This is a genomic window from Cnuella takakiae (genome assembly GCF_001953305.1).
In the GTDB taxonomy this organism is placed as follows: domain Bacteria; phylum Bacteroidota; class Bacteroidia; order Chitinophagales; family Chitinophagaceae; genus Flavisolibacter; species Flavisolibacter takakiae.
Genome location: NZ_MTFE01000010.1, coordinates 421,783 through 445,457, shown reverse-complemented (window position 1 = coordinate 445,457; position 23,675 = coordinate 421,783). Strand labels below are relative to the sequence as shown.

The window sequence follows — 23,675 nt, the reverse complement described above, 5'->3', positions numbered from 1 at the left end:
TGGAATTGGGTTAACAACCGTCATTGAAAAATCAAAATCATGAAAACCTTGCTCTTCTCCCTGTTGCTGGTGGCCGGACTTGAAGTGCTGGCACAGAAGGATAGTACTTACTCCGGGGGCATCGACGATGTGGCTACAAGCGACAGCTATCTTGCTAGGAGCCGCCAGCAGAAAGTGGCTGCATTCATTTTGCTGGGCTCGGGTTTGGTGCTGTGGCATGTAGGCCTGGACAATTTTTCGTTGGACGGCTCCGGTGGTGACGGTATGGCCATGATTTTTGGCACCGCCGCTGTTGCAGGCAGTATTCCCCTGTTTGTGCAGGGCTTCAGAAACAAGCGCCGGGCAAAACTGCTGATGAGTAATAAGCCCGTACCGTTTACCCATAAATACAGCCAAAGCCTGCCCAGCCTGGGTGTGCACATTGCTTTGGGAAAATGATAAAACCTTCAAGGTTTCACCAGTAGCCCGCACAAACCTATAAGGTTTTAAAAACCTTATAGGTTTTGGAAAAAAGCCCGGTGGCAGCACCTTTGCAGCAAAGCCTTTTATGCAAACAAACCCAGCTTCTTTTGATGTACTCATCATCGGTGCCGGTGCTGCCGGCCTCATGGCGGCCCGCCACCTGGCGCAACAGGGCAAAAGCGTAGCCATCGTGGAAGCACTTGACCGCACAGGTGGCCGGATGTATACCATCACCCACGAAGGTTTTGCCAAACCCGTGGAGCTGGGCGCCGAGTTTATCCACGGCGACCTGCCCCTCACCAAGTCTTTGCTCGATGAAGCCGGTATAGCTTATGTACCGGCCGATGGCAGCAACTGGCAGGGCAGCAAGGGGGAGTTTACCCAACAGGAAAGCTTTGCCGAAGAAGACGAAAGCGGCCTGCCCTGCGATACGCTGGAAAAGGATATTACCGTTGCGCAGTTCCTGGCACAGGTGGAAGACCCCGAAGAAAAAGCAGCCATGCAGGATTATGCCGAAGGCTATTTTGCTGCCGATACCAACAGGAGCAGTGCCAAAGCCCTTTGCGAAGACCTTGCCGCCGAATATGAAGAACAATACCGTCCGGTGGGTGGCTACCGCCCCTTAGTGCAATACCTGGAAGCGCAATGCCGGGAAATGGGTGTTGCCTTTTTCCTGGAGCAAGCGGTGCGGGAAATCAGGTGGCAACGGGGAAGCGCAACCGTTTTTACAACAGGTCAAAGCTTTACCGCCGCACAGGTGCTCATCACTGTCTCACTGGGCGTGCTGCAATCAGAAAAGATCCTTTTTTTACCAGCCTTGCCGCAACAAAAAACGGAGGCAATCAAGGCACTTGGTTTTGGCCATGTGGTAAAAGTGGCCCTGCAGTTCAGCGAGGCGTTTTGGAAGAACCCGGAGTATACCGGAGGTAAGGCCCTCGACAACCTGTTCTTCCTTTTTTTCGAAGCCGCCATTCCCACCTGGTGGACGCAGCACCCGCAGCAGGATGCCCTGCTCACCGGCTGGATGGGTGGCCCCAAGGCAGCAGCTTTGCAACAACTTTCAGAACAAGAACTGGTGGAAAAGGCCATTGCTTCTCTGCTCCAGATCTTTGCCATCAACGAGGAAAGGCTGCGTGGCCTGTTGCAGGGTGCGGCCGCTCACAACTGGTCGGCCGATCCTTACTTCCATGGCGCATATTCCTACGAAGTGGTGGATGGCCACCGGCATATCAACACCCTGTTGGAGCCCGAAGACAATACCTTGTTTTTTGCCGGTGAGGCCCTGCATGCCGGTGCAGCGATCGGTACGGTAGAAGGCGCACTGGCCAGCGGGTTGGCAGCAGCGCAAAAGATGTCAGGGCAGTGATTGTTGCAACGTTGTTTGCAGCGGTTTGAGCCACGAAGACACAAAGACAGAAAGTTGCACGAAGGGTATATTTCGGTATACTAATTATACTTGTACCTGCTGAAATTATACACCCGCATTGAAGACTAACGCTTTCTGCTCTGTGCCCTTCCCTGCCGTCTTGTCTCTGTGGTTCAAAAAAAGCAGTCTAACCTATGGAGGATATTGCCATCACCTCCTAAACCTTCTTTTATGTTCCGCCTGCTTTGCCTTTTGCTCCTTGCCCATGCGGCAGTAGCACAGCCTTACCTTGATCTTGCATCGGTGCGTTACAGCCGCGGCTTTGATGCCGGGCTGGTGCGCCGCAACCAACAGCAAAACAGTTTTTATTACACCAATGCACAGGTGCAGGTGCCCATTCAATTCAAGGACAGCAGCCTGCTACTGGTGAACCCCATCTTTGAACGGTGGTGGATCAACCTGCCGGTAGCACCTTCATTACCTGAAAAGGTGGAAGGAAAGGTGTTGTTTACCGCGTTTATCAAACCCTGGACACCGCGGTTGACCACTACCATTGCCCTTATTCCGCGTTGGAACGGTCAGGGTGTAAAGGGCTCGGATAAGTTCCAGATGGGCGGGCTCTTTTTGGCTACCCTCACCCGCAAGCCGGGACTCAAATACAAAATGGGGCTTTACTACAACCACGAGTTCTTTGGAAATTTCGTGGTGCCGGTGCTGGGCATCGAGTACCGCATCAAACCCGGCCTGCAGTTGTTTGGCAACCTGCCCGGCAGCCTTACCTTGGAAAAGAAAGTAAACAGCCGTTTTTACTACGGCGCTTCTTTCAGGGCCATAACTAATTCGTACCGGTACCAAAACAATGGCGGTACGCCCCTGCGTTTTATCCGGATCGATGAAAACCAGTTGCAGGGTTTTGCTGATTGGTACCTGTCCAGGCAACTAGTGCTTACCTCAGAGTTTGGTCATTCCTTTTTCCGGCGCTTTCGCCTGGGGCAGGAGGGCGGCCAATCGAAGTACGATGTGCAGGAAAAATTTAACGATGGCGTGGTTGCCCGCCTTGCCCTGGCCTACCGGCTGCGGTTTGACTAACCGAAAGCAAACCTATTTTTTAAAACCAATCTTATTTACCTTCTTTTCTGTCTCTTCCGTCTTTACTGTCTTTACGGTCTTTCCCGTCTTCCAACTACATTTGCACCTCAATACAAGTGAGCATGCAACAACACCTTTCCGAGCAGGAGCAGATACGCCGCGACAAGCTGGCGCAGCTGCAGGCACTGGGTATCGACCCCTATCCTGCACCCACTTATCCCGTTTCGCATTACGCTACCGATATCAAGGATCAATTTTCTGATGAAAACCCTGCCGCTTTTGAAGAAGTGTGCCTCGCCGGCCGCATTATGAGCATGCGGGTGATGGGCAAGGCTTCCTTTGCTTCGCTGCAGGACAGCAGCGGCCGCATACAACTGTATGTAAGCAAGGACGACCTGGCACGCGGTGAAGACACTTCGATGTACGATACGGTATGGAAAAAGCTGCTCGACATCGGTGACTTCGTGGGCGTGAAAGGTTTTGTGTTCCGCACCAAGCTGGGTGAGATTTCGGTACACGTAAAAGAGCTCACCTTCCTGGGTAAGAGCCTGCGTCCCCTGCCCATTGTAAAAGAGGCCGATGGCGTGGTATACGATGCCGTTACCGATCCCGAATTCAAATACCGCCAGCGTTATGCCGACCTGGTGATCAACCCCACCGTAAAGGAAACTTTTGTCAAGCGCTCCAGGCTGATCAACTCCATCCGCGAGTTTCTCAACGGCAATGGTGCGCTGGAAGTGGATACCCCCGTGCTGCAAAGCATTCCCGGCGGTGCCGCTGCACGCCCCTTTGTGACGCACCACAATGCGCTGGACGTGCCCTTCTACCTCCGTATTGCCAATGAGCTCTACCTCAAGCGCCTCATCGTGGGTGGTTTCGACTGGGTGTACGAGTTCAGCCGCAACTTCCGCAACGAAGGCATGGACCGCACCCACAATCCCGAGTTTACCGTACTGGAATTTTATACCGCCTACAAAGACTACGACTGGATGATGCACACCACCGAGCAACTGCTGGAAAAGGCAGCCCTCGATGTGAACGGCACCACCGATTTTGTAAACGGCGACAATACCATTTCCTTCAAAGCGCCCTTCAAGCGCATTTCTATTTATGATGCCATAAAGGAGCACACTGGCATCGATGTAAGCGAAATGGACGAAGAAGGACTGCGTGCAGTATGCAAGCAATTGGATATTGCAGCCGATCCCAAGGTGGGCAAGGGCAAACTGATCGACGAGATCTTTGGTGGCAAATGCGAGCACCACTATGTGCAGCCCACTTTCATCATCGACTACCCCATCGAGATGAGCCCGCTGACCAAGAAGCACCGCAGCAAACCCGGGCTGGTGGAGCGTTTCGAACTGATCGTAAACGGCAAGGAAATCGCCAATGCCTACTCCGAACTGAACGACCCCATCGACCAGCGCGAACGTTTTGAAGACCAGGTAAAACTGATGGAGCGTGGCGACGACGAGGCCATGTTCATCGACTACGACTTCCTGCGTTCCCTCGAATACGGCATGCCACCCACAGCCGGTATCGGTTTTGGTATCGACCGCCTGTGTATGCTGCTCACCAACCAGCCTTCTATCCAGGATGTGCTCCTTTTCCCGCAGATGCGTCCCGAGAAGTGGGGCCATGAAGAGCAGGAAGCGGAAGGGTAAAGTTGGTTGCCGGTTGCCAGTTTCCGGATGCAGGCAGCCGGCGAAAAGCATAAAAAGACCTGATTAATTCAATACACAAAACAGGCTGCACCACTGGTTCAGCCTGTTTTGTTTTTGTACCCCGCTCCTTCTTTGCGAACTTTGCCATCACCTTTGCGGTCTTTGCGTTACTTATCTTTTTAGTATCGCAAAGGGCGCAAAGCGGCCGCGAAGGATGCAAAGAAGTTCCTTTCAATCCTTCATAAATCCTGTAAATCACCGGTTCATGGTTGTTTCCGCTTTCACCTTTGTGCGCAATGGTTTGACTTATGCTTACCCATTCGTGGAGTCTATTAAAAGTTTGTTGCCGCTGGTAGATGAATATATTGTGGTAATAGGCGACAGTACCGATGGTACCCGCGACGCGGTGGCTGCTATCGGTGATGCCAAAATAAAAATCATAGATACAGTTTGGGATGAACAGCTCCGCACCGGCGGGAAGGTGTTTGCCCAACAGGCCAATATCGGGATGGACCACTGCCGCCCCGATGCCGACTGGCTTTTTCACCTGCAGGCTGATGAAGTGTTGCACGAACAGGACCTGGAGGTTTTGCGCAGCACGCTGGTAGCAGAAAGGAACAATCCGCGTATTGATGGACTGTTGTTCCCTTTTATTCATTTTTACGGCGACTACAATCATTACTGTCCTACCCGGCGGTTTCATAATTATGAAATCAGGGTTATAAGGAATAATCCAGCTATCAGGAGCTATAAAGATTCGATGGGGTTTCGCAAATACAATAACCCGGGAAATCAGGATGGCGAACTAGGCATGAAACTCCATGCTAAAATGGTATCTGCTACCATTTACCACTACAGTTGGGCAAGGCCTCCGAAAAAGCTCACTGCCAAACGAATTGCTTTTGGTAAAGCTTACAATACCTCTGATGATTTTATTTCAGAACTAAATACAAAGGAAGCCGACGGGTATAGCTATAGAGAGTATGACTATTTGAAAGTATTTACCGGCACCCACCCCGCAGTGATGCAGCCGGTAATTGCGGCCCAGGATTGGCAGTTTACCTACGACCCGCGCCGCAGCAATATGAAGCCTAAAGAGCACCTGCTGAAATGGGTGGAAGAACTGACCGGCAAGCGTTTATTTTCCTATAAAAACTATCGCATTGTGCGGGGTTGATCTTTACCAGGCTAGCAAGACTTTTGAATGGAGCTTGGGGTAAAATGATATTCATGCGTATAGTTGGTTTCTCATTTATCCGCAACGCCATCAAGTACAGCTATCCCATTGAGGAGGCCATTCGTTCCATCCTGCCCCTTTGTGAAGAAGTGGTAGTAGCAGTGGGCGATTCGGAAGACGGCACCCGTGAACTGGTGGCTTCCATCAGCCCCAAGATCAGGATCATTGATACAGTATGGGATAAATCGAAACTGGCCGAAGGCGCCGTGCTGGCCGAGGAAACCAATAAGGCTTTACAGGCTATTGGCCCCGATGCCGACTGGTGTATGTATATCCAAGGCGATGAGGTGCTGCACGAAGCTGGTTACTCTTCATTGAAAGCGGCCATGCAGAACTGGAAAGACGATGTAGGTGTAGATGGATTGTTGTTGCAATACCGGCACTTCTATGGCTCTTACGATTATATCGGCAATTCATCCAAGTGGTACCGCAACGAAATCAGGGTGGTAAAAAACAACCCGGCCATCTATTCGTTTCGTGATGCGCAGGGTTTTCGCAAAAACAAGGATGAAAAGCTACGCGTGAAAGCTGTTGGTGCCTGGATGCATCATTACGGGTGGGTGCGCCCTCCACAGGTGATGCAGGAAAAAACCAACAACTTTGTACGCTACTACCACGGAAATGAAACAGCGGAGCAGTTTGCCAACACTTACGCCGAGCCGTTTGATTATAGCCAGATCGACTCCCTAGCAAAGTTTACCGGCACCCATCCGCAGGCAATGCAGGAGCGCATCCGCAACATCAACTGGCAGTTTGATTACGACCTCACTTACAACCGCACCAAACTTAAAGACCGCATTAAAAACGGGTTGGAAAAGCTTACCGGCAGGCGCTTTTTTGATTACCAAAACTATAAACTGGTATAAAGGTGATGTTTTGATAAAGGGTTGTCCATTGCAGTTCCGGGTACAGCCTACAATAACAAAGGGGTAAAAAACACCCCTTTGTTATTGTAGCAATCAACCAGTAGCTGCTGGTGTCTGGATGGATTTAGGCCAGGTAAGCACTTCGGGGTGCTGGCAGGGCGTAAACGGGTCGGCAATTACATTGTGATTGGAAACGCGTTTCTCCTCGGGAGGCAGTTGCATATAATTACCAAACTGGCGGCTCAGGTAGGTATGGTAATCGGCCGGGATGAGTGCATTCATGTCTTCGAAAGGCCAGCGGATCAGCTTGCTTAGCTCCTGGTTGGTGATATAGGTGCCCTGGCCTGCCTGCACCCACTCCTGCATATAGTTACTGTTGTAAACCATATCCAGCGGGCTCCACCGGCTGATAGCATTGAGTATTTGTGCCCGCTTGCGTCCGCCCAAAACCTTGTTGGCAATTTTATTTATGATCACGGTTCCGTAATCGTTTTTTACAAAAGCCCGGTCGTGCACAAAAATATCCACCTGCAATCCCTGGTGCCAGGGTTCGCTGGGGCGGGTAAGGTGGCGGTAGCTGCTGAACTTATCCCGAAGGCGGGCGTCCACATTTACCCCGTGTTTATAGTACTTATCTGTTTGGGTATTCTGGAAAAAGATATCGTTGGGCAGTTCCGCAACAGCCAGCCTGAGGAATTTTTCGTAGGCCTCCCGCGTCATGCCCACATCGAGGTCATCATCCCAGGGAATGAACCCCTTGTGGCGGATGGCGCCCAGCAGGGTGCCGCCGATCAGGAAATATTCAATGTTGTGCCGGGTGCAAAGGTGATCGAAAACTTTGAGCATGCGCAGCATCACCAACTGGCACTGACGCAGGGTAGTTTCACCGCTGGCCCTGTTGTCGGGGAAAAGGGTTTCAAAATTCATGGTAACCGTAATGGTGTGATTTAAGGGTAACAAAGGGTGCTTCAGAAAGACATTGGAGTAGCACCACGAGGTGCTGCGAAAATGAACAACGACCGTATTATCGTAGGATTTGGAACAGGATGCAGGTAGAAACGAAAAGCTAAAAAGCATCCTTTCTGGTCAGTATAAAAAGTGTACCTGACCAAAGTGCAATGATACAAAGAAATTGATAGCCGCAATGCTGCGTGTGTTTCACCCCTAGATGAAGAGGTCCTGCATCAACTCGTGGTCGGGGTTGATGGTGTACTGCGACAGGTCGGTGACGCCTGCTTCGGCCAGTACTTCCTCGTCGATAAAAAAGTTGCCGCTGCACTGCGCTGCGGGCCTGTTGAGGATGATCCAGGCGGCGTCGGCCACAATCTGGGGCGTACGGCTGCGCTGTATCAGAAAGTCGCCGCCCAGCAGGTTTTGCACTGCGGCCGTGGCAATGGTGGTGCGGGGCCAAAGGGCATTGGCGGCAATGCCAAAGGGTTTCAGTTCTTCGGCCAGCCCCATGGCCACCATGCTCATGCCATACTTGCTCATGGTATAGGCCAGGTGGGCGCCCAGCCATTTCGGGTTAGGATTGATGGGGGGCGAGAGGTTGAGGATATGCGGGTTATGGCCTTTTTTCAAATGCGGTATGGCATGCTTGCTCACCAGGAAGGTGCCCCGCACATTGATGCTGTGCATCAGGTCGAAGCGCTTGGCCTCCGTGTCGGTAGTGGGCGCCAGGTGGATGGCCGAGGCATTATTCACCAGGATGTCGAGCCCGCCAAAAGTATCTGCCGTTTGGGCCACCGCGGCTGCAATCTGTTCTTCAAAACGGATATCGCATTGCAGGGCCAGGGCCTTACCACCCGCGGCTTCTATCTCCTGTGCGGCGGTGTAAATGGTGCCATCCAGCTTGGGATGCGCTTCGGTTGTTTTGGCGGCAATGGCCACATTGTACCCGTCGGCGGCCAGCTTCAGGGCAATGGCCTTACCAATGCCGCGGCTGCCACCGGTGATGAGTGCTGTTCTGGGTCGCGTTGCAGGTTGTGTTGTTGTCATGGTATACAAAAGGGTTGGCCGAAAGGAAGGTAAGGCAAATACAACAGATACCGGCTTACTGCGCCAGTGCCCGGATGGCTTCTTTGGCCTGCTCGTCGGAAGGATCAAGGCTAACGGCCGCCTGGTATTCCGAAAGGGCTTTTACCCGGTCGTTAAGCTTGCGGTAATAGTCGCCCCAGCGGCTGCGTACGATTGCCGAACGGGGGTGTTGGGCAATTGCCAGTTCAAGCATTGCTTTTGCTGCTTCGGGGTCAAAAGGTTTCTTGTTCAGCAGTTCGTAGGCTTTGTAGGTGATCTGGTATTCATTCAGGTTCAGCCGCCCGAAAGCTTCTTTTGCCGCTGCGTATTTCTTTTGCCGCAGCAGTTCGGAGGGGGCAAATTCATCGGCCCGCATTTTGGCCATGGGCTTATCCTGGTAGGCGGACTGTAAAGACACCACTTTACCCGCTGCATCCCTGCCAAACCATCCTTTTACATTGAAATCGGTAAATACAATACTGTCTTTGCCAACAGGAAAGCAATAGATATCCGGGCCTTCGTTGATGTTTTCCACCAGGTAGTCCTTTTCCTTCCGGATATAAACCACTTCATCGTTACCCATGCGGTAGCGGCCTGTGTAGACGTCCAGCTCTTTTTGCGACTTTTTTACCGGCCGGATGGCTTGGGGCAGAAAGTTTTCCCAGCCATACACCTGTGCCACTGCCCTGCGCAGTTCCTTGCCAAAACCGTTGAAATCGTCACCGGTATTCATCAGGATCACCACGCCATTGCCGCCCTCCACGCTGCCCATGGCATAGGCAATAAAGCCGGCATTGGCACCCTGGTGCTCGAAGTATTTTCCCGCTGCGGTTTGGTTGTCTTCCCTTTCCAGCAGAAAAGCACCCAGGCCCATTTCCTCCCGGTAAGCGCCGGTGCTGATGGTGGCTTGTGGCGTAAACATCTGCTGCACGGTAGCTGCATTGAGCAGTGTGCCCTTGCCGGCAAAACACTTTTGCAGTTCGATGATGAGCAGGGCGAGGTCTGTGGCGGTACTATACAGGCCTGCCGCCGCCTGCTGCGGGTATACATAGGGCATGCCCTTGTACCAGGGTGCAGCCGAATAGCCCCAGGCAGCCATGGCGGCTTGGCTTGCAGACAGCGGCTGGCGAAAACTGGCATGCCGCATCTGCAGCGGGTCGAAAACCATGCGTTGGGCAATGGTGGCAAAATCGTCCTGCAGCAGGTCGGTAATAGCCAGCTGCACCACCATGTAACCACCGCCGGAGTACCGGAATTCTTTGCCGGGTTCGCTGTTTACCACCACGGGCCTTGATTCTGCCGCTGGCGCCCCACTCAGTATTTCCACTGTTGTGGGTAATGAGGTGCGGTCGGGGGTAAATCCAAAATAGGATGTTTGCGAAGTGCCGCCGGTATGGCTGAGCAACATCCGCAGCGTAACGGGTTTGGCGCGGGTAAAATCGTTTTCAGCAAGCTTCCAGGAACGCAGGTAAAGGTTGATGGGCGAGTCGAGCTGCATTTTGCCGGCTTCCACCAGTTGCAGGGCAATAACGGCTGTAACCAGTTTACTGATGGAACCTGCCGAGTAAAGCGTGGTATCGGTAGCGGCAACCCTGCGGGTGGTGTCTGCCAACCCGTAGCTTTGGGTCCAGTCGATGGCATAATTGCGGATGACGGCAACGCTGGTGCCGGGCACTTTGTGGTAGCGCATCCTATCGGGCAGCTTCCAGGCAGCAAAGCCCTGCACAGGAACATAGGGAATCAGGCTGTTTTCCACCTGTTTGATCCTTGCTGCCTGTTGGCCGGATTGTGCATGGCCCGCCAGTGAGCCGGCCAGCAACAGTGCACTGAAGTATGCTTTCATGTACATAAGGTACGCCTTTGGGCGCTGACCCTAAAGCTGATCTGCAAGCTGTAGGCAATGGACCACTAATTGCAGCAGGTAAAGGAAAACATGTCCAATACCACCGCCCAACCCAAACACCTGCTTGCCTTTCTGCGCGAACACCGGGGCAATGAAGCCAACTTCCAGCAGATCAATGAACAGATCGGCCAGGCCTTGCAAGAGGAATGGGACGCCGTCCAGCGGGAATCGTTGCAGGAAGTGCAGGATAAATATGCTGGTGCCTACACCACGGCCCGTGAGCAAGGTGGATCAGCATGGCCCGAATTTGAGCGTTATGTTTCGGAGTTGGAAAAATGCCTGCTGGCTGCGGACAAGGCAGCTTAGTGCAGTTTAAAGTCGATGGTTCAAAGTGATAAACCCTATGTATACAAATATGGGTATTACCACTTTGAACTGCGTTCTTTCCCGTCTTTTCTGTCTTTCCGGACTAAAAACTCACCCGCACCGGCTTTGTCTGCATAATGGCTTCAATGCGTTCCAACACTTCGGGCGTGAGCAGGGGCAGTACGTCCAGTGCTTTCAGGTTTTCTTCCAGCTGTTCGCGGCGGGTAGCTCCCAGGATAGCGGTGGTAACATTGGGGTTTTTCAGCGTCCAGGCAATGGAAAGGGCACCTACCGATACACCCAGTTCGCCGGCCAGCGCCGTCAGCTGTTTTACCCGGTTCATTTTTTCTTCGGCCAGGTAGCGGTCTTTCAGCCAGTCGTAGCCTTCCAGTGCAAAGCGGCTGCCCTCGGGAATGCCTTCGTTGTATTTGCCCGTAAGCAGGCCCGATGCCAGCGGGCTCCAGATGGTGGTGCCCAGGCCAACGGTTTTGTACACCATATCGTAGTCCTGCTCTACCTTAAAACGCTCCAGCAGGTTGTACTGCGGCTGCTCCACGGATGGGCCAATGAGGCGCAGTTCGCTGGCCACGCGGTGGGCTTCCATTATTTCCACGCCGCTCCACTCCGAGGTGCCCCAGTACAGGATCTTGCCCTGTTGCAACAGGATATTCATGCTCCACACCACTTCTTCAATGGGCACATTCGGATCGGGGCGGTGACAGAAATACAAATCGAGGTATTCGGTTTGGAGACGCTGGAGGGCTTCGTTGCAGGCTTCGATGATGTGCTTACGGCTCAGTCCCGTCATATTGGGTTTGTTGGCCGGCCCCCGCGAGCCAAAAAACACTTTTGAACTAATGGTATAGGAAGAGCGGTCCCATGCTTTTTTACTAAGCACGCGGCCCATCAGCTTTTCGCTTTCGCCCCTTGCGTATACTTCGGCATTATCAAAAAAGTTGACACCGTTGTCGTAGGCAAGGCCCATCAGTTCGTCGGCCAGCGAGTCGTCTACCTGTTTGGAGAAAGTTACCCAGCTGCCAAAAGAGAGGGCACTGAGCTGGAGGCCGGTACGGCCCATGCGGCGGTATTCCATGAATTAAAAGTTTTGGGTTTGAAGTTTTGGGTTTGGGGTTAAAATACAGGCTGCTGATTCTAACCAGGACCAAAAAAGCAATCCAAGATGTAAACAATTATACCAACAATAAAGATGGATTGTATTTAACCCCAAACTCCAAACCCACAACTCCAAACTGCTTACATCCCCGGCGGCGGTGCCACCACCCCGGTATTCTGGAAGATGGTATAGGAACTTAAATCCTGTTCAGCTTCAAAGCCGCGGCCGCCATTGATGGTTTTGTCGGCCTGGATGATGCGTACCATTTTATCGGTGTAAAACTTACCCTTGTTCTGGTCCCACCACAGTTCGGGAGCACGCAGGGTGTCGCCCTTGGTAGTTGCTACCACCACGCTGTCGCGCAGAAATACCTTGTTGGCGGTTTCGTAGTATTTGGCATAGCGGGCATCCAGCTGGCTCTCCTTGCGGCCCAGGCTGTCGTAAAAATCTACATGTACCGTTCTGGGAAATTCTACGAACACCGAGTCGTCCTGTCGGCGCAACATCAGGGGCGCCGTTAGCGTAGCCTTGGCCCGCCCCGTTTGGCTGAAATGGGTGGTAATGCTCCGGGCTTCTTCCACCAGCACTTTATTGGTACTCCATTCCTTGATGGCTTTTTCCGAGTTTTCACAGCCTGCTGCTGCCAAACCCAGCAGCGCCATAACAGCAAAAAGACCATTGCCCATGGTCAGTGGTCGATGGTCTTTTTGCTGTTGTCCGTGGCCGGTCGTCTGTTGGCTTTTAATCATACTTCCTTTTGTTGAACCACAGGTCGGAGAAGGAGAAGCCGGCCGATACGCGGAAAAGGTTTTCCTTCAGGGTGTTTTCATTGTTGCCGCGGCCGATGAACTCAAAGCCCAGGTTGAGCATGGTAAACTGGCCGGGCGAAAGACGGTTGTAGTTGGCAATGGGTAGTCCCAATCCCAGGCTCACACCGTACTGGGGCAGCTTACGGCCCACACGGATATAATCGGCACCGGTAAAAAAGCCCAGGCGGTAGCTGACATTTGAAAAGTAGTTGCTGCCCGGCTCCGGACGCCACTGGCCACCTACGCGGATCTGCCAGTTGTCCTGCACCGAATCTCTGGCGCCGTTAAAACGGTACTGGTTCCACTTGCTTTGTACCAGGTCGGCACCTAGCAGCCAACTGGGGCCTTTCTCGTCCTGGTGTTCCAGCACAAAACCGTAAGTATAAGAAGCAGGAATGATCACTTCACCCTTGCGGTCGGTTTCTGCGTAAGCCGAATCCAGTCGGCTGTCGCCGTTTGTCTGGTCGCGTACAATGGTTTCCCGGGTCAGGTCGGTGCTGGTGTTGAGGGTTTGTTTCCAGTTGCCCGATACACCCAGGCGCAAAAAGGTCTTTTTATTCAGGTCAATTTTATACTGCACACCGGCATTATAAAACAGGCCGCTGAAATAAGACTGCGTACTGTGTTTGGAACTGTAATAACTGATGCTGTCGTTGAGCAGGGAGCGGCGGGTGTCGTACTCCTTGCGCCCAAACATATAACCCACATTGGCGCCAATACTCAGGTTTTTGATGGCGTAACCGGTACCAATGTAAGGGAGGTTGGCACCGCCGGCACCGTTGAACTCGGTGTAGGCACTGTCGATATTGGTGCCCGTGCCGGGATTTTGTAGCCTGTCGAAACGGGAGATTTTATAGTTGATGCGGCTTACCGGGCGGAGGCCAAAACTCAGGCCCCAGTTGCGGTTGAGCGGAATGCCCAGCTGCACATAGGAGAAATAGAGGTTGGCGGAAGAAAACCGGTTGGTTTGGTTGGGGCTTTGCAGGGTACGGTTTTCCTGCGTAATGCCCACATCCAGCAGCACACGGCCGGAAATGGCTTTTTTGGAACGTTCTTCTACAAAGGTTTTAAAGGCCGAGTAAGAAGCGGGGTTATTGGCGTTTACTTCCAGGAAATTGGCATAACCTGCCGAGATACCGCCCATGCCCCTGTTGAGTACGTGGGTATTGGGAACAAGCTCGCCCAAACCGTAGCGGGAGTAAGGTGCGTTTTCCTGGGCCGACACCTGCGCGGTGCCAAGCAAAAGCGCGGCAGCCGCTACACCACAAGCCCGTAATTTATTCCGCTTACCGGCTGCGGTTGACTTCACTGATTGCATACAAACCTTTAAAAATGAGATGAGGGTCGGCAAATATCCTGTTTTTCAAATGAGGCGCCAAATAGGGTATATCTCCCCCTGTTAGTAGCACGTTAAAGTTCCGGTACCGCTCCTGGTAGGCATCAATGATACCGTCGATCTCCTTGGCCATACCCAGCACCGCTCCAGATTGGAGGTTGGTGGCAGTATCGTAGCCTACCAGCGGCACATTCCAGGTAGCCTGTACCAGGGGCAGTTTGGCGGTAAACTGGTGCATGGCCCGCAGGCGCATCTCCAGTCCGGGCGATATGGAACCGCCCAGCAGTTGGTGGTCTTTATCAATAAAATTGAAGGTGATACAGGATCCCAGGCCTATGGCCAGGTTATGGCTATCGGGGTGCAGCCATACTGCGGCGGCTGATAAGGCCAGCCGGTCGGCGCCTACAGTTTCGGGCTTGCCCACCGGGATGGTAAAGGGCAGCCGGGTTAGGTGCGACAGCCGGTGAAAATCGGTATGCCCAGCCAACAGGGACTCCAGTTCGGGCGGGTGGTTGACCACCGAAGAAAGGATGGCAGCTGCGGGCTGGTATTGTTGGAGTACGGCAGATACCTGTTGCAGCACCAGGTCTTCATCAAACAGGAAGGTTTCCTGTATTTCCCTGCCGGCAAATAGTGCTGCCTTCCAGCGGGTATTGCCAAAATCGAAACAAAGCGTAAGGTTCATCAGCCGCCTGGTTGGTTTAAGGGCGGCAAGATAGGACGGGAAAGGCTAAAGAAAGTAAACCGCGGTGGGCAATGGCAGGGAGTTCTCTTTGCTTATGCGTGGTGGAAGGGTTTTTGCCTGCATGCCCCAAACAAATTGTATGTACCGATACCTGATTGCCCTCAGCCTGTTGGCAGCCTGTGGCAATGATGCTGCCACAACTGATAATGACCTGGATAGCGGGGCGCACCCCAGCCACGACATGCACGCCAATACCTATATGGATGATGCCATGGCACAAACGGCGCCCAATCCCATGCGCGACATGCACCAGGCCATGAATACCATGATGGACAGCATGCACACCTACCAGCCCACCGGCGATGCTGACCGCGATTTTGCCTACCTGATGCGGAAACATCACCAAAGTGCAGTGGAGATGGCCCAGGCCGAAATATCGGGCGGCACGGACAGTTCGCTGGTACAACTGGCCCGTACCATTGTGCGCGACCAGCAAGCGGAGATGAACCTTTTCGACGCCACCCTGCAGCGCCCTACAGCATCCGGTAAATCAGCATATGGCAGGAAAGCTATGGGCATGATGAGCGCTATGGATAAAATGGAAGGCGGCTCCGTGGACCATATGTTTGCCTCCATGATGATACCCCACCACAAAGACGGCGTAAAGATGGCAAATGCTTACCTGAAGGAGGGCAGTGATGCCGGCCTGATGGAGGTGGCCCGCAACATAGTTCAAACACAACCGCAGGAAATAAAGCAGCTCCAGCAATGGCTAAAAGCTCACCGGTAAAATGCCATCAATGCTTATAGCTGCAGGGTAGCCTGCAATAAAAAAGCCGCCCCAATTGGAGCGGCTTTGGTAAAGATCTTCCATCTTTTCAAGAGATGGAAGATCTGGGTATTATAAAGCTTCAGCCTTCATTTGCTTGGCTACGCGGGCACGTTCGTTTTCGTCGAGCAGTACCTTGCGCATGCGGATGAAGTTAGGTGTTACCTCGATGCACTCGTCCTGCTGGATGTATTCCATGCACTCCTCGAGCGACAGCTGGCGCTTGGGCGGCAGGCTTACCGTACCATCGGAACCCGATGCACGCATGTTGGTGAGCTTCTTGCCTTCGTTGGGGTTTACCACCATGTCGCCGGGCTTGTTGCTTTCGCCAATCACCATGCCTTTATACACTTCTTCACCTGGGTCTACAAAGAAGAAACCACGATCCTGCAGTTTGTCGATAGAGTAAGCGGTAGTGCTACCTGCTTCCTTGGCAATCAACACACCGTTGTTACGTCCGGGGATGGGTCCTTTCCAGGGCTTGTATTCATTGAAGCGGTGGTTCATCACGGCTTCACCGGCGGTGTTGGTGAGCATCTGGGTACGCAGACCCAGCAGGCCACGCGAAGGAATTTCAAATTCCAGGTGCTGCATATCGCCCTTGGTTTCCATCACCAGCATTTCGCCTTTGCGACGGGTAACCAGGTCAATTACTTTAGAAGCATATTCCTGGGGCACGTCTACTACCAGGGTTTCAAACGGTTCGCTCTTCACGCCGTTGATTTCCTTAACGATAACCTGTGGCTGGCCGATGGTCAGTTCATAACCTTCGCGGCGCATGGTTTCCACCAGTACACCCAGGTGCAGGATACCACGACCATAAACAAGGAAAGAATCGGCGCTGTCGGTGTCAACCACACGGAGGGCCAGGTTCTTTTCTGTTTCCTTCACCAGGCGGTCGCGCAGGTGGCGGGAAGTAACAAACTTGCCGTCCTTACCAAAGAAAGGCGAGTTGTTGATGGAAAACAGCATGTTCATGGTAGGCTCATCCACCGAAATGATGGGGAGTGCCTCGGGATTTTCCTGGTCGGCAATGGTGTCGCCGATGGTGAAATCTTCGATACCTACCACGGCGCAAAGGTCACCGGCAACTACTTCAGTTACCTTTCTTTTGCCCATGCCTTCAAATACGTAGAGTTCTTTTACGCGTTGTTTCTTGATGGTGCCATCGGCCTGTACCAGGGCAATGGGCTGGTTTTCCTTGATGGTACCGCGGGCTACTTTACCAATGGCAATACGGCCAAGGAAAGAAGAGTAGTCCAGCGAGGTAACCTGCAGCTGCAACGGACCTTCGGCAATTTTGGGCTCAGGTACGTATTGCAGGATGCCGTCCATCAACGGGGTAATGTCTTCCGACTGCTCCAGGCTGCTGTTGAACCAGCCGTTTTTGCCCGAACCGTAGAAGGTGGGGAAGTCGAGCTGCTCTTCGGAAGCATCAAGGTTGAAGAACAATTCAAATACCGCGTCGTGCACTTCATCGGGGCGGCAGTTGGGCTTGTCAACCTTGTTGATCACTACCATGGGCTTCAGGCCGAGGGCCAGGGCTTTCTGGAGTACAAAACGCGTTTGGGGCATGGGACCTTCAAAGGCGTCCACCAACAGGATCACACCATCGGCCATTTTCAGTACGCGTTCTACCTCACCACCAAAGTCGGCGTGACCAGGGGTGTCAATAACGTTTATCTTAACGCCTTTGTAAGTAACAGCGGCGTTTTTAGAGAAGATAGTGATGCCACGCTCCCTTTCCAGGTCGTTGCTGTCCATGATCAACTCACCGGTTTCCTGGTTATCGCGGAACACCTTGGTGGTGTGCAGGATCCGGTCTACCAGGGTAGTTTTACCATGGTCAACGTGGGCGATGATTGCAATGTTTCTGATATCCATAAAAAAGGCAGAAGGCAGGCGGAAGGCTCGGCGACAAACAACAGACGGCAGTAAACCGTGGTCTGTGGGCTGTTGTCCGTCATCGTTGGTTTCCGCTGACTTATTAAAAATTTGAGCCGCAAAGGTATGCCTTTCAGCCCGGGAAAAGGCCGCAGGCAAGGAGTTTACAAAAACTTTTTAATCAATGTGAGCAGGCCGGAGAGCAGCATAGAGAGCAGGATCATGGTGGTGAGGGGGAAATAGAAGCGGAAGTTTTCCCGCTCTACCCGGATGTCGCCGGGCAGCCTGCCGAGGAAATGCAGGCGGTTGCCGAAGAAATACCAGATCACGCCGATAAGGACAATGGCCAGGCCGAGGAGGATGAGGTATTTGGCGGGATGGGTAGACAATGCAAAAAGCCTGGTTTATGCAGCTATATCAATATGTAAAACTTTTTTGATGCCGTTGGCAGATTGTACCTGGTGAGCCAACACCGTTTCTACGCCCAGGCTGGTGCCGTCCAGGGCGAAGAACTCTACCTCGTACCCTTTTTGATTGGGGTAAACGGCTACTACAGTACCCACATCTCCCTTAACAAAGGCAGTACCGGTAAGGTCTTCCAGCAGGTATACTCTTTCTAATGCTTTGATCATATTGGGTAAGCTGTAATAAAGGTACATATTTCACTTCCTGGAAGTACGATCCAGACGGTTCTTAGGCGGAAGGATTTGCCTTGCAGGCCGCTATATTCCCCCTCAACGATAAACTTATTTCCATAGGGCGAATCTGTTGTGGTGCCAACAGGATTATGTGTTGCAAGATGTTCCGATATCTCTTGTAGCAGTTCCGATTTGGTTATTCCCATGCTTTTAAAAAATAAGGCTTTGCTCCAGCCATCAGGATGATTGCTGTTTAAAAGATATGCTGTCAGCTTTTAGGGGGCACCATTATCCTGTATGCTTCTGGCAAATACATGCCTGTTTATTTTGTGCCTTAAATCAAACGCTGCCTCCTCTTTCCACAAGGTTTCTTTTGCTGCCTAAGCCTTCCTGTAAGTTTTACCATTTCCTTCTTCTCTCATTATCCTAATATTGCCGCCTGAACATGTCCATGCAACGCCGCTTTCTCTTTCTCGTCAACCCCATATCCGGTACCACCAGCAAGGCTGGTTTACCGCTGTTAATCCAACAAAAAATGACTGCCGCCGGTGTCGATTACGCCATTGAAAATACCGTGGCATCCGGCGATTACAGCTTCCTGGAAGAAAAGGTGCGGGATTTTACCGATATCATTATTGCCGGTGGCGATGGTACCATCAACAGCGTGGTGCAGGCTTTACGACACCACCCTGTTTCCTTTGGCATCCTCCCTTCAGGTTCGGGCAATGGCCTGGCCTTTAGCGCCGGTATTCCCAAAGATGCGGGCAGGGCACTGGACATTGTGATCAATGGCCAGCCGCAGGCAACGGATGCATTTACCATCAATGGCCGCTTTGCCTGTATGTTGTGCGGACTGGGTTTCGATGCCCAGGTGGCGCACGATTTTGCCAATGCCGGCAAACGTGGACTGACGACCTATATCCGGAAAGTGGTATCCAATTTCTGGACAGCACAAACACATCCCTTTGTGTTGGAAAATGGCCGCGACAGCCTCCAACTGGATGCTTACTTTATCTCTATTGCCAACAGCAACCAGTTTGGCAACCAGTTTACCATTGCACCCAAGGCTTCACTGAAAGATGGCCTGCTCGATATCGTGGTGATGCTGCGGCAAAGCAAGTGGAGTGTACTGCTGCAAACCTTGCGGCAGGTAACCGGGCTGGTGCAGTTGCAAAGCATTGAGCAGATCAGCGCCGAAGCCAGCGTTTTGTATTTTCAAACCAATGCCATCAGGATCCACAATCCTTCCGGTGCCTTGTTGCATGTAGATGGTGACCCTGCCGACAGTTCGCATCTTTTTGATGTGCAGCTATTTCCTGGTGCATTCCAACTTATTTATCCATAAAGCTGTAAAGGTGTTGCCGTATCGTTGTACGTGCTGATTGTGCACTGGTGTAAAAACACATCACCTTTATTCTACTGGCTTAACCGGCTCCTCCACTTTTACTGCCTGCAGCAACGCTTTTACCTGTTCAAAGCTTTGCATATTTACCGGTGCATGCAATGATTCGCGGATGTTTTGTTTTTCGCTTTTGGTGAGGTGAAAACTCAGGGCCGCTTTCTCTTTTTTTTTATCCGACACATACTGAAAGATGACGCGGTGTATGGGCAGACCATTATTTAGGGCGAAATAGGTATAGCTATCGTTTTGAAAATATTCCATCATATCTGCCCAGTTGTTTTGCAACAGCATTATGGGTTTGATGGTATGATCGCCAAAACCTTTTAGCACGAAAGGATCATCCCAGGAGCCGGGCTGCCGGTCGCGTATCTGGATGAGCAGCACCCCCCTTGTGTTGGCCTGTATCCACTGCTGCATGGCACTCAGGAAACGCAGGCTGTTTTCCACGCCGAAATTATCGCGCAAGCCGCCATCCATGATATCAATTACAGGTTGCGAAGGCAGCCAAACCGAAGGCAGTACTACCGGAAAGGTGGCATTCATTCTGAGCGCGGTAAGCATCCGCAAACTGTAGGGATCCTGGTTGGCGAAAAAGGATACAAAGTCAACGGCATCAGGTGGTGCATGCAAGGTATCGGCTGGCGATTGCATCATAAACCTTACCGGCTGGGTGCTGATCACCAGCTTGCGGGCATCACGATTGATGAGTGCATGAAACAGGATCATGGGTATGCGTGCCTGTGTTTCGTCCTGCACATAATCGCGCAGCCGGTGATCCAGCAAACTGTCGGTATTTTGATTCAGTTTATTTTCAAAAGCAAAACCCCTGTCCTTTATATAGCGGTTTTCACCAACCGAAAAAAACTGCGCTGGCGCAAACACATCGCGTGCCACAAAGGAAGAAAAAATAGGGTTGAGCAGGTCGCGTGCAATATGCTCCACATAGCGCTGGTCGCGCAGGTTAATGGGTTTGCCATTGAGCTTTTGGCGATACAGTTCGCGGAAATAAGTAGCGCCGATCATGCCACCCGATGCACCGGTAATCAACGCGGTGCGTTTCATCAACTGATCGCCCATCAGGCTATCGAGTGTTTGCAGGGTGTTCATGGTAAAAGTGGCGCTTCGGTTGCCGCCGCCGCTGGTGGCTATTAGTACCAGCAGGGGCTTCTCCTCTCCTTGCCTGGCCTTCCAGCGCCAAAGGATCTGTTCCATGTTTGCACGGTCGGCAGCACGGTTTGCTGCACTGGCCATCGAGTCGAGGCACTCACGGCTATAAGTTGGCCATGCGTCCTTGTTGTTATAACTAAGGCCATAAGCCTTGTTGCGCGGATCGATGATATCCGTTTTATACAGGTAGTTGAGCACAACCAACGATATAGCAAGAAACGGGATGCTCCAGCTTTGAAAGAAATAAGCCAATGCACCCGATGCACCGATGAGAATACCAAAAAGTAAAGTGATAGAAGCGCCTGCAGGAATCTGGAAAAACGGCGACTCCAGAAAGAAGCCAATGGTGACCAAAAAGAACACCGCCACCAGTATGGAAACCACCGCTGCAAAGTGATGCCGCTTGAAGATGGTATTCATCATGTGCTCGCTGTAATGCGATACATCACGGCAGCGCCGCACCGAGTTAAAGGAAGTAAGGAACCATTCGGCATGTATCAGCGAGCCTGTTTTTCGGGGTTGCTCGGGTTGCAAGTGCGATACAAAATCGGATGCGCCTTTAAACAGGGGCTGAATGCGTTTCAGGATGGTTTTGTCTGCGCCAAAAAAGTAGGTAAACGAAATACTTAAGGTGAGTATAAGACCAGTGATGAAACCGATGCTGATAAAGATGATTTCAACATTTGAAATAAGCTCTTTGTAGTGCGAAAACTGGTAGGCCTTCACCAGGTAATAAACCAGGAAGCTGATGGGAATAACACTGTTATTGACGCAGTATTTAAAGAAAGGATACTGCGTTGCCGCCAGGAAATGCACATGCCTGCTGAACAGGATAAAAGTGGTGATGTTCCAGCACATGATGAACACCCCGATGCTCATCCCCATGATGCCTGCGCTCAGTGCATTTACATCGCCCAGGTATTCAGGGGCCAGGAAAAGGGCATCAGCACCCATTGATTTTAAAAAGTTGCCGGATACCGTAGCAAAAAGGATCACCCAAAAAAGGAGCAGCAACTGGTATTTGCGAAAGTGCAGGAATAACAATTGTACAGGAAGGGAATAAAATATACCTCTGAGGTACTCCATGGGCTCGGCTTGTAGATAGATTTAATTTACGATGAAATTGCTATACTATCTATTCTATAAAACCAGTGCCGGGTGCCCGGATGCGTGGCCGCGGTTTTGAACAGCCTGCGCAAGCGGGTATACCTGCAAATCTCTTTGTAAATGCTTGTACTATTAGTATTTAAAGAGCACCAACCTTTTTTGAAAGTAATGTATGCGGCATAATAAAAGAGGCATCAGTGATGATGCCTCTTTTATTATGCCGCTTTTTCAATGCCTTTTTTCCAGCAATAACTATTTACCCTGCAAAGCTTGCTTTAGGTGTTTTATTCAAATCGCGGCTAAAAGCAGCCGTTGCTGGTACCTGCCTGCGCAGCACATAGGCTGCCAGTACAAGCGATAACAACAGGAAGAACGCAACTACCTGGTGCAGCTGCGCCATCCATTCAAATGCATTCCATTTTCCTGCCCGGATACCAATACTGGTAAGTACGGTTAGAATACCGAGCGTAGTTTGCAACAATACCGTAACAAGCGGCAGCCAGCGTACAACTGCAAACAGAGGTGTTGCGTTTTCTTTGACCGCACGTACCGTCCAAAGTATAACAAGCGCTACCAACAGGTAAGCCGTAGTACGATGAATAAAATGTACCACTATCCGGTCGTCAATAAGACCAAGCAAGCCATGTGGGTTGCGAAAAACATACTTGGGAAGAAATGCGCCGTTGATGTCGGGCCAGGTTGGCGCTGCGGGAGCCGCCTTGTGGCCCGCCATGAGGGCACCATATATAAGTTGTATAAACAGCAAGGCAATGATACCAATAGTAAGGTTTTTCAGGCGGGGGGCAGCAACAAGCTGCCGATGGGGAACCAGCAATTTCAGCGCAAACCAAAAAGTGTAGGCAAGCAGGCCAAGTGCCAATACAAAATGCGCAGCCAGGCGGGTAGGTTTTACATATACCGCATCGCCAACAAGACCCGAGGCAACCATAATCCAACCTACTGCCCCTTGTAAGCCACCTAAAATAAATAATACAACAAGGGGCTTAACCATGTCTTTGCGAAAACGACCTCGCACCAGGAAGATAATAAAAGGAATGGCGAACACAAGACCAATGAGGCGGGCCCACAAACGGTGAAACCATTCCCAAAAGAAAATGAACTTGAAATCAGAAAGGCCAAAGTCAGAATTGAGCAGGCGGAACTGGGGAGTAAGCTTGTACTTGTCAAATTCCATTAGCCATTGGGCTTCATTGAGGGGCGGCAGCGAACCGGTAATCACATCCCACTCTGTAATGGACAAACCGGAACCTGTAAGCCGGGTAATGCCACCCAGTACAATTTGAACCATGATCATAAACACACCAACGAGCAGCCATATAGCTACAGGACGCGAGGATCTTTGTGTTTGCATGCCGCAAAATTACTGAGTGCGGAACCACTAATATCTATACCAGGTCATTTTAGTGTTTGTGCAACTTCTTTGTTCATCCTTATATATAAGAAGAAGATGAAAGAATAAACTACAGAGCTGAAAAGAAGCATCGTAAAGAGATAGCAGGAATGAAAAATGCAATTGTTTACAGTAGTATAAGAAGCATGTTCTTGCTAAATTAAAGCGAACAGAAGGATATGACCTGGTGATTCAAAACCGGATGATGCAATGAAAGGAAAGAATATTGATGAGGTGGATAAGTCACATAGTAATTTGAAAGGCAGTGGTTTACCAAACTATAAGAAGCTTGTAAAAGAGTAATAACAACAGAACAGATTGTTTTATCATTACTCCGCTCCTTATCTTTGCACCCGCTCTTCGAAAACGGCAACGTAGTACCTT

The 23,675-nt window shown here is 51.5% G+C and carries 22 protein-coding genes; 9 read left to right on the top strand and 13 right to left on the bottom strand.

The window, feature by feature from the left end; translation table 11 throughout:
- Window positions 1–39 precede the first annotated feature (39 nt).
- The 6 genes from BUE76_RS02310 (at window position 40) to BUE76_RS02285 (ending at window position 6,684) form a co-directional block, all read left to right on the top strand.
- Window positions 40–438 carry a hypothetical protein gene (locus BUE76_RS02310; protein ID WP_073046704.1) on the top strand — a complete coding sequence of 133 codons (399 nt, stop codon included), beginning with the start codon at window positions 40–42 and terminating at the stop codon, window positions 436–438.
- Between the two features lie 109 nt (window positions 439–547).
- Entirely contained in the window at window positions 548–1,828 is a 1,281-nt protein-coding gene (locus tag BUE76_RS02305; RefSeq protein WP_073046708.1) for a flavin monoamine oxidase family protein, read from the top strand.
- A gap of 231 nt (window positions 1,829–2,059) precedes the next feature.
- Window positions 2,060–2,917 (top strand): hypothetical protein, encoded by an 858-nt coding sequence (locus BUE76_RS02300; RefSeq protein ID WP_073046711.1) that lies wholly within the window; start codon window positions 2,060–2,062, stop codon window positions 2,915–2,917.
- A gap of 122 nt (window positions 2,918–3,039) precedes the next feature.
- Window positions 3,040–4,581, top strand: coding sequence for a lysine--tRNA ligase (gene lysS / locus BUE76_RS02295; RefSeq protein WP_073046714.1), 1,542 nt, complete (start codon window positions 3,040–3,042; stop codon window positions 4,579–4,581).
- Between the two features lie 265 nt (window positions 4,582–4,846).
- Window positions 4,847–5,758, top strand: coding sequence for a glycosyltransferase (locus BUE76_RS02290; protein WP_073046775.1), 912 nt, complete (start codon window positions 4,847–4,849; stop codon window positions 5,756–5,758).
- A 53-nt stretch (window positions 5,759–5,811) separates the two neighbouring features.
- Window positions 5,812–6,684: a glycosyltransferase family protein gene (locus BUE76_RS02285; RefSeq protein WP_073046718.1), complete on the top strand. Its 873-nt coding sequence runs from the start codon at window positions 5,812–5,814 to the stop codon at window positions 6,682–6,684.
- Window positions 6,685–6,777: 93 nt separating this feature from the next.
- On the opposite strand, the gene BUE76_RS02280 is transcribed toward BUE76_RS02285, so the two are convergent.
- The 3 genes from BUE76_RS02280 to BUE76_RS02270 form a co-directional block, all read right to left on the bottom strand.
- Window positions 6,778–7,611 (bottom strand): LicD family protein, encoded by an 834-nt coding sequence (locus tag BUE76_RS02280; protein ID WP_073046722.1) that lies wholly within the window; start codon window positions 7,609–7,611, stop codon window positions 6,778–6,780.
- Between the two features lie 237 nt (window positions 7,612–7,848).
- Window positions 7,849–8,682, bottom strand: a complete 834-nt coding sequence (locus BUE76_RS02275) for an SDR family oxidoreductase (RefSeq protein WP_073046725.1) — start codon at window positions 8,680–8,682, stop codon at window positions 7,849–7,851.
- 55 nt (window positions 8,683–8,737) lie between these two features.
- Window positions 8,738–10,543 carry a serine hydrolase domain-containing protein gene (locus tag BUE76_RS02270; protein WP_158069915.1) on the bottom strand — a complete coding sequence of 602 codons (1,806 nt, stop codon included), beginning with the start codon at window positions 10,541–10,543 and terminating at the stop codon, window positions 8,738–8,740.
- Window positions 10,544–10,633: 90 nt separating this feature from the next.
- Here BUE76_RS02270 and BUE76_RS02265 point away from each other — a divergent pair, with 90 nt between their 5' ends.
- Window positions 10,634–10,909 (top strand): hypothetical protein, encoded by a 276-nt coding sequence (locus BUE76_RS02265; RefSeq protein ID WP_143157430.1) that lies wholly within the window; start codon window positions 10,634–10,636, stop codon window positions 10,907–10,909.
- Between the two features lie 103 nt (window positions 10,910–11,012).
- Here BUE76_RS02265 and BUE76_RS02260 read toward each other — a convergent pair whose 3' ends face one another.
- The 4 genes from BUE76_RS02260 to BUE76_RS02245 form a co-directional block, all read right to left on the bottom strand.
- Entirely contained in the window at window positions 11,013–12,002 is a 990-nt protein-coding gene (locus BUE76_RS02260) for a potassium channel beta subunit family protein (RefSeq protein ID WP_073046734.1), read from the bottom strand.
- A 161-nt stretch (window positions 12,003–12,163) separates the two neighbouring features.
- Window positions 12,164–12,772 (bottom strand): LPS export ABC transporter periplasmic protein LptC, encoded by a 609-nt coding sequence (gene lptC, locus BUE76_RS02255; protein WP_143157431.1) that lies wholly within the window; start codon window positions 12,770–12,772, stop codon window positions 12,164–12,166.
- Window positions 12,765–14,150 (bottom strand): hypothetical protein, encoded by a 1,386-nt coding sequence (locus BUE76_RS02250; RefSeq protein ID WP_073046740.1) that lies wholly within the window; start codon window positions 14,148–14,150, stop codon window positions 12,765–12,767. Before BUE76_RS02250 ends, lptC begins: the two co-directional genes overlap by 8 nt.
- The gene (locus tag BUE76_RS02245) at window positions 14,119–14,853 is read right to left on the bottom strand and encodes a type III pantothenate kinase (protein ID WP_073046743.1); all 735 of its coding nucleotides are present in this window, start codon (window positions 14,851–14,853) and stop codon (window positions 14,119–14,121) included. The genes BUE76_RS02250 and BUE76_RS02245 overlap by 32 nt, the downstream gene beginning before the upstream one ends.
- Window positions 14,854–14,992: 139 nt before the next feature.
- Here BUE76_RS02245 and BUE76_RS02240 point away from each other — a divergent pair, with 139 nt between their 5' ends.
- Complete coding sequence (locus BUE76_RS02240) at window positions 14,993–15,643, top strand: DUF305 domain-containing protein (protein WP_073046746.1); 651 nt, start codon at window positions 14,993–14,995, stop codon at window positions 15,641–15,643.
- A gap of 111 nt (window positions 15,644–15,754) precedes the next feature.
- Here the strand turns inward: BUE76_RS02240 and typA are convergent, their stop codons facing one another.
- The 4 genes from typA to BUE76_RS25425 all read right to left on the bottom strand — a co-directional run bounded on the left by typA (window position 15,755) and on the right by BUE76_RS25425 (window position 18,476).
- On the bottom strand, window positions 15,755–17,566 hold the full coding sequence (gene typA / locus BUE76_RS02235; RefSeq protein WP_073046778.1) for a translational GTPase TypA: 1,812 nt from the start codon (window positions 17,564–17,566) through the stop codon (window positions 15,755–15,757).
- Between the two features lie 164 nt (window positions 17,567–17,730).
- The gene (locus BUE76_RS02230) at window positions 17,731–17,955 is read right to left on the bottom strand and encodes a DUF2905 domain-containing protein (RefSeq protein WP_073046749.1); all 225 of its coding nucleotides are present in this window, start codon (window positions 17,953–17,955) and stop codon (window positions 17,731–17,733) included.
- A 15-nt stretch (window positions 17,956–17,970) separates the two neighbouring features.
- Window positions 17,971–18,198 (bottom strand): DUF4926 domain-containing protein, encoded by a 228-nt coding sequence (locus tag BUE76_RS02225; protein WP_073046781.1) that lies wholly within the window; start codon window positions 18,196–18,198, stop codon window positions 17,971–17,973.
- The gene (locus tag BUE76_RS25425) at window positions 18,195–18,476 is read right to left on the bottom strand and encodes a DUF6883 domain-containing protein (RefSeq protein WP_394333551.1); all 282 of its coding nucleotides are present in this window, start codon (window positions 18,474–18,476) and stop codon (window positions 18,195–18,197) included. The genes BUE76_RS02225 and BUE76_RS25425 overlap by 4 nt, the downstream gene beginning before the upstream one ends.
- A 179-nt stretch (window positions 18,477–18,655) precedes the next feature.
- Between BUE76_RS25425 and BUE76_RS02220 the strand changes: the two genes are divergently transcribed.
- Window positions 18,656–19,549: a diacylglycerol/lipid kinase family protein gene (locus BUE76_RS02220; protein WP_073046784.1), complete on the top strand. Its 894-nt coding sequence runs from the start codon at window positions 18,656–18,658 to the stop codon at window positions 19,547–19,549.
- A gap of 66 nt (window positions 19,550–19,615) precedes the next feature.
- Here the strand turns inward: BUE76_RS02220 and BUE76_RS02215 are convergent, their stop codons facing one another.
- Window positions 19,616–21,859 (bottom strand): patatin-like phospholipase family protein, encoded by a 2,244-nt coding sequence (locus BUE76_RS02215; RefSeq protein ID WP_073046751.1) that lies wholly within the window; start codon window positions 21,857–21,859, stop codon window positions 19,616–19,618.
- Window positions 21,860–22,136: 277 nt separating this feature from the next.
- Complete coding sequence (locus BUE76_RS02210) at window positions 22,137–23,252, bottom strand: COX15/CtaA family protein (protein ID WP_083596660.1); 1,116 nt, start codon at window positions 23,250–23,252, stop codon at window positions 22,137–22,139.
- Between the last annotated feature and the right edge of the window lie 423 nt (window positions 23,253–23,675).

Excerpts from the sequence above, each read along its gene's own strand:
- BUE76_RS02285 (WP_073046718.1), top strand. The coding sequence starts at position 5,812 with ATGCGTATAGTTGGTTTCTCATTTATCCGCAACGCCATCAAGTACAGC.
- BUE76_RS02275 (WP_073046725.1), bottom strand. The coding sequence starts at position 8,682 with ATGACAACAACACAACCTGCAACGCGACCCAGAACAGCACTCATCACC.
- lysS (WP_073046714.1), top strand. The coding sequence starts at position 3,040 with ATGCAACAACACCTTTCCGAGCAGGAGCAGATACGCCGCGACAAGCTG.
- BUE76_RS02280 (WP_073046722.1), bottom strand. The coding sequence starts at position 7,611 with ATGAATTTTGAAACCCTTTTCCCCGACAACAGGGCCAGCGGTGAAACT.
- BUE76_RS02290 (WP_073046775.1), top strand. The coding sequence starts at position 4,847 with ATGGTTGTTTCCGCTTTCACCTTTGTGCGCAATGGTTTGACTTATGCT.
- BUE76_RS02265 (WP_143157430.1), top strand. The coding sequence starts at position 10,634 with ATGTCCAATACCACCGCCCAACCCAAACACCTGCTTGCCTTTCTGCGC.
- lptC (WP_143157431.1), bottom strand. The coding sequence starts at position 12,772 with ATGATTAAAAGCCAACAGACGACCGGCCACGGACAACAGCAAAAAGAC.
- BUE76_RS02215 (WP_073046751.1), bottom strand. The coding sequence starts at position 21,859 with ATGGAGTACCTCAGAGGTATATTTTATTCCCTTCCTGTACAATTGTTA.
- BUE76_RS02300 (WP_073046711.1), top strand. The coding sequence starts at position 2,060 with ATGTTCCGCCTGCTTTGCCTTTTGCTCCTTGCCCATGCGGCAGTAGCA.
- BUE76_RS02310 (WP_073046704.1), top strand. The coding sequence starts at position 40 with ATGAAAACCTTGCTCTTCTCCCTGTTGCTGGTGGCCGGACTTGAAGTG.
- BUE76_RS02250 (WP_073046740.1), bottom strand. The coding sequence starts at position 14,150 with ATGCAATCAGTGAAGTCAACCGCAGCCGGTAAGCGGAATAAATTACGG.
- BUE76_RS02260 (WP_073046734.1), bottom strand. The coding sequence starts at position 12,002 with ATGGAATACCGCCGCATGGGCCGTACCGGCCTCCAGCTCAGTGCCCTC.
- BUE76_RS02220 (WP_073046784.1), top strand. The coding sequence starts at position 18,656 with ATGCAACGCCGCTTTCTCTTTCTCGTCAACCCCATATCCGGTACCACC.
- typA (WP_073046778.1), bottom strand. The coding sequence starts at position 17,566 with ATGGATATCAGAAACATTGCAATCATCGCCCACGTTGACCATGGTAAA.
- BUE76_RS02225 (WP_073046781.1), bottom strand. The coding sequence starts at position 18,198 with ATGATCAAAGCATTAGAAAGAGTATACCTGCTGGAAGACCTTACCGGT.
- BUE76_RS02305 (WP_073046708.1), top strand. The coding sequence starts at position 548 with ATGCAAACAAACCCAGCTTCTTTTGATGTACTCATCATCGGTGCCGGT.
- BUE76_RS02270 (WP_158069915.1), bottom strand. The coding sequence starts at position 10,543 with ATGAAAGCATACTTCAGTGCACTGTTGCTGGCCGGCTCACTGGCGGGC.
- BUE76_RS02240 (WP_073046746.1), top strand. The coding sequence starts at position 14,993 with ATGTACCGATACCTGATTGCCCTCAGCCTGTTGGCAGCCTGTGGCAAT.
- BUE76_RS02245 (WP_073046743.1), bottom strand. The coding sequence starts at position 14,853 with ATGAACCTTACGCTTTGTTTCGATTTTGGCAATACCCGCTGGAAGGCA.
- BUE76_RS02210 (WP_083596660.1), bottom strand. The coding sequence starts at position 23,252 with ATGCAAACACAAAGATCCTCGCGTCCTGTAGCTATATGGCTGCTCGTT.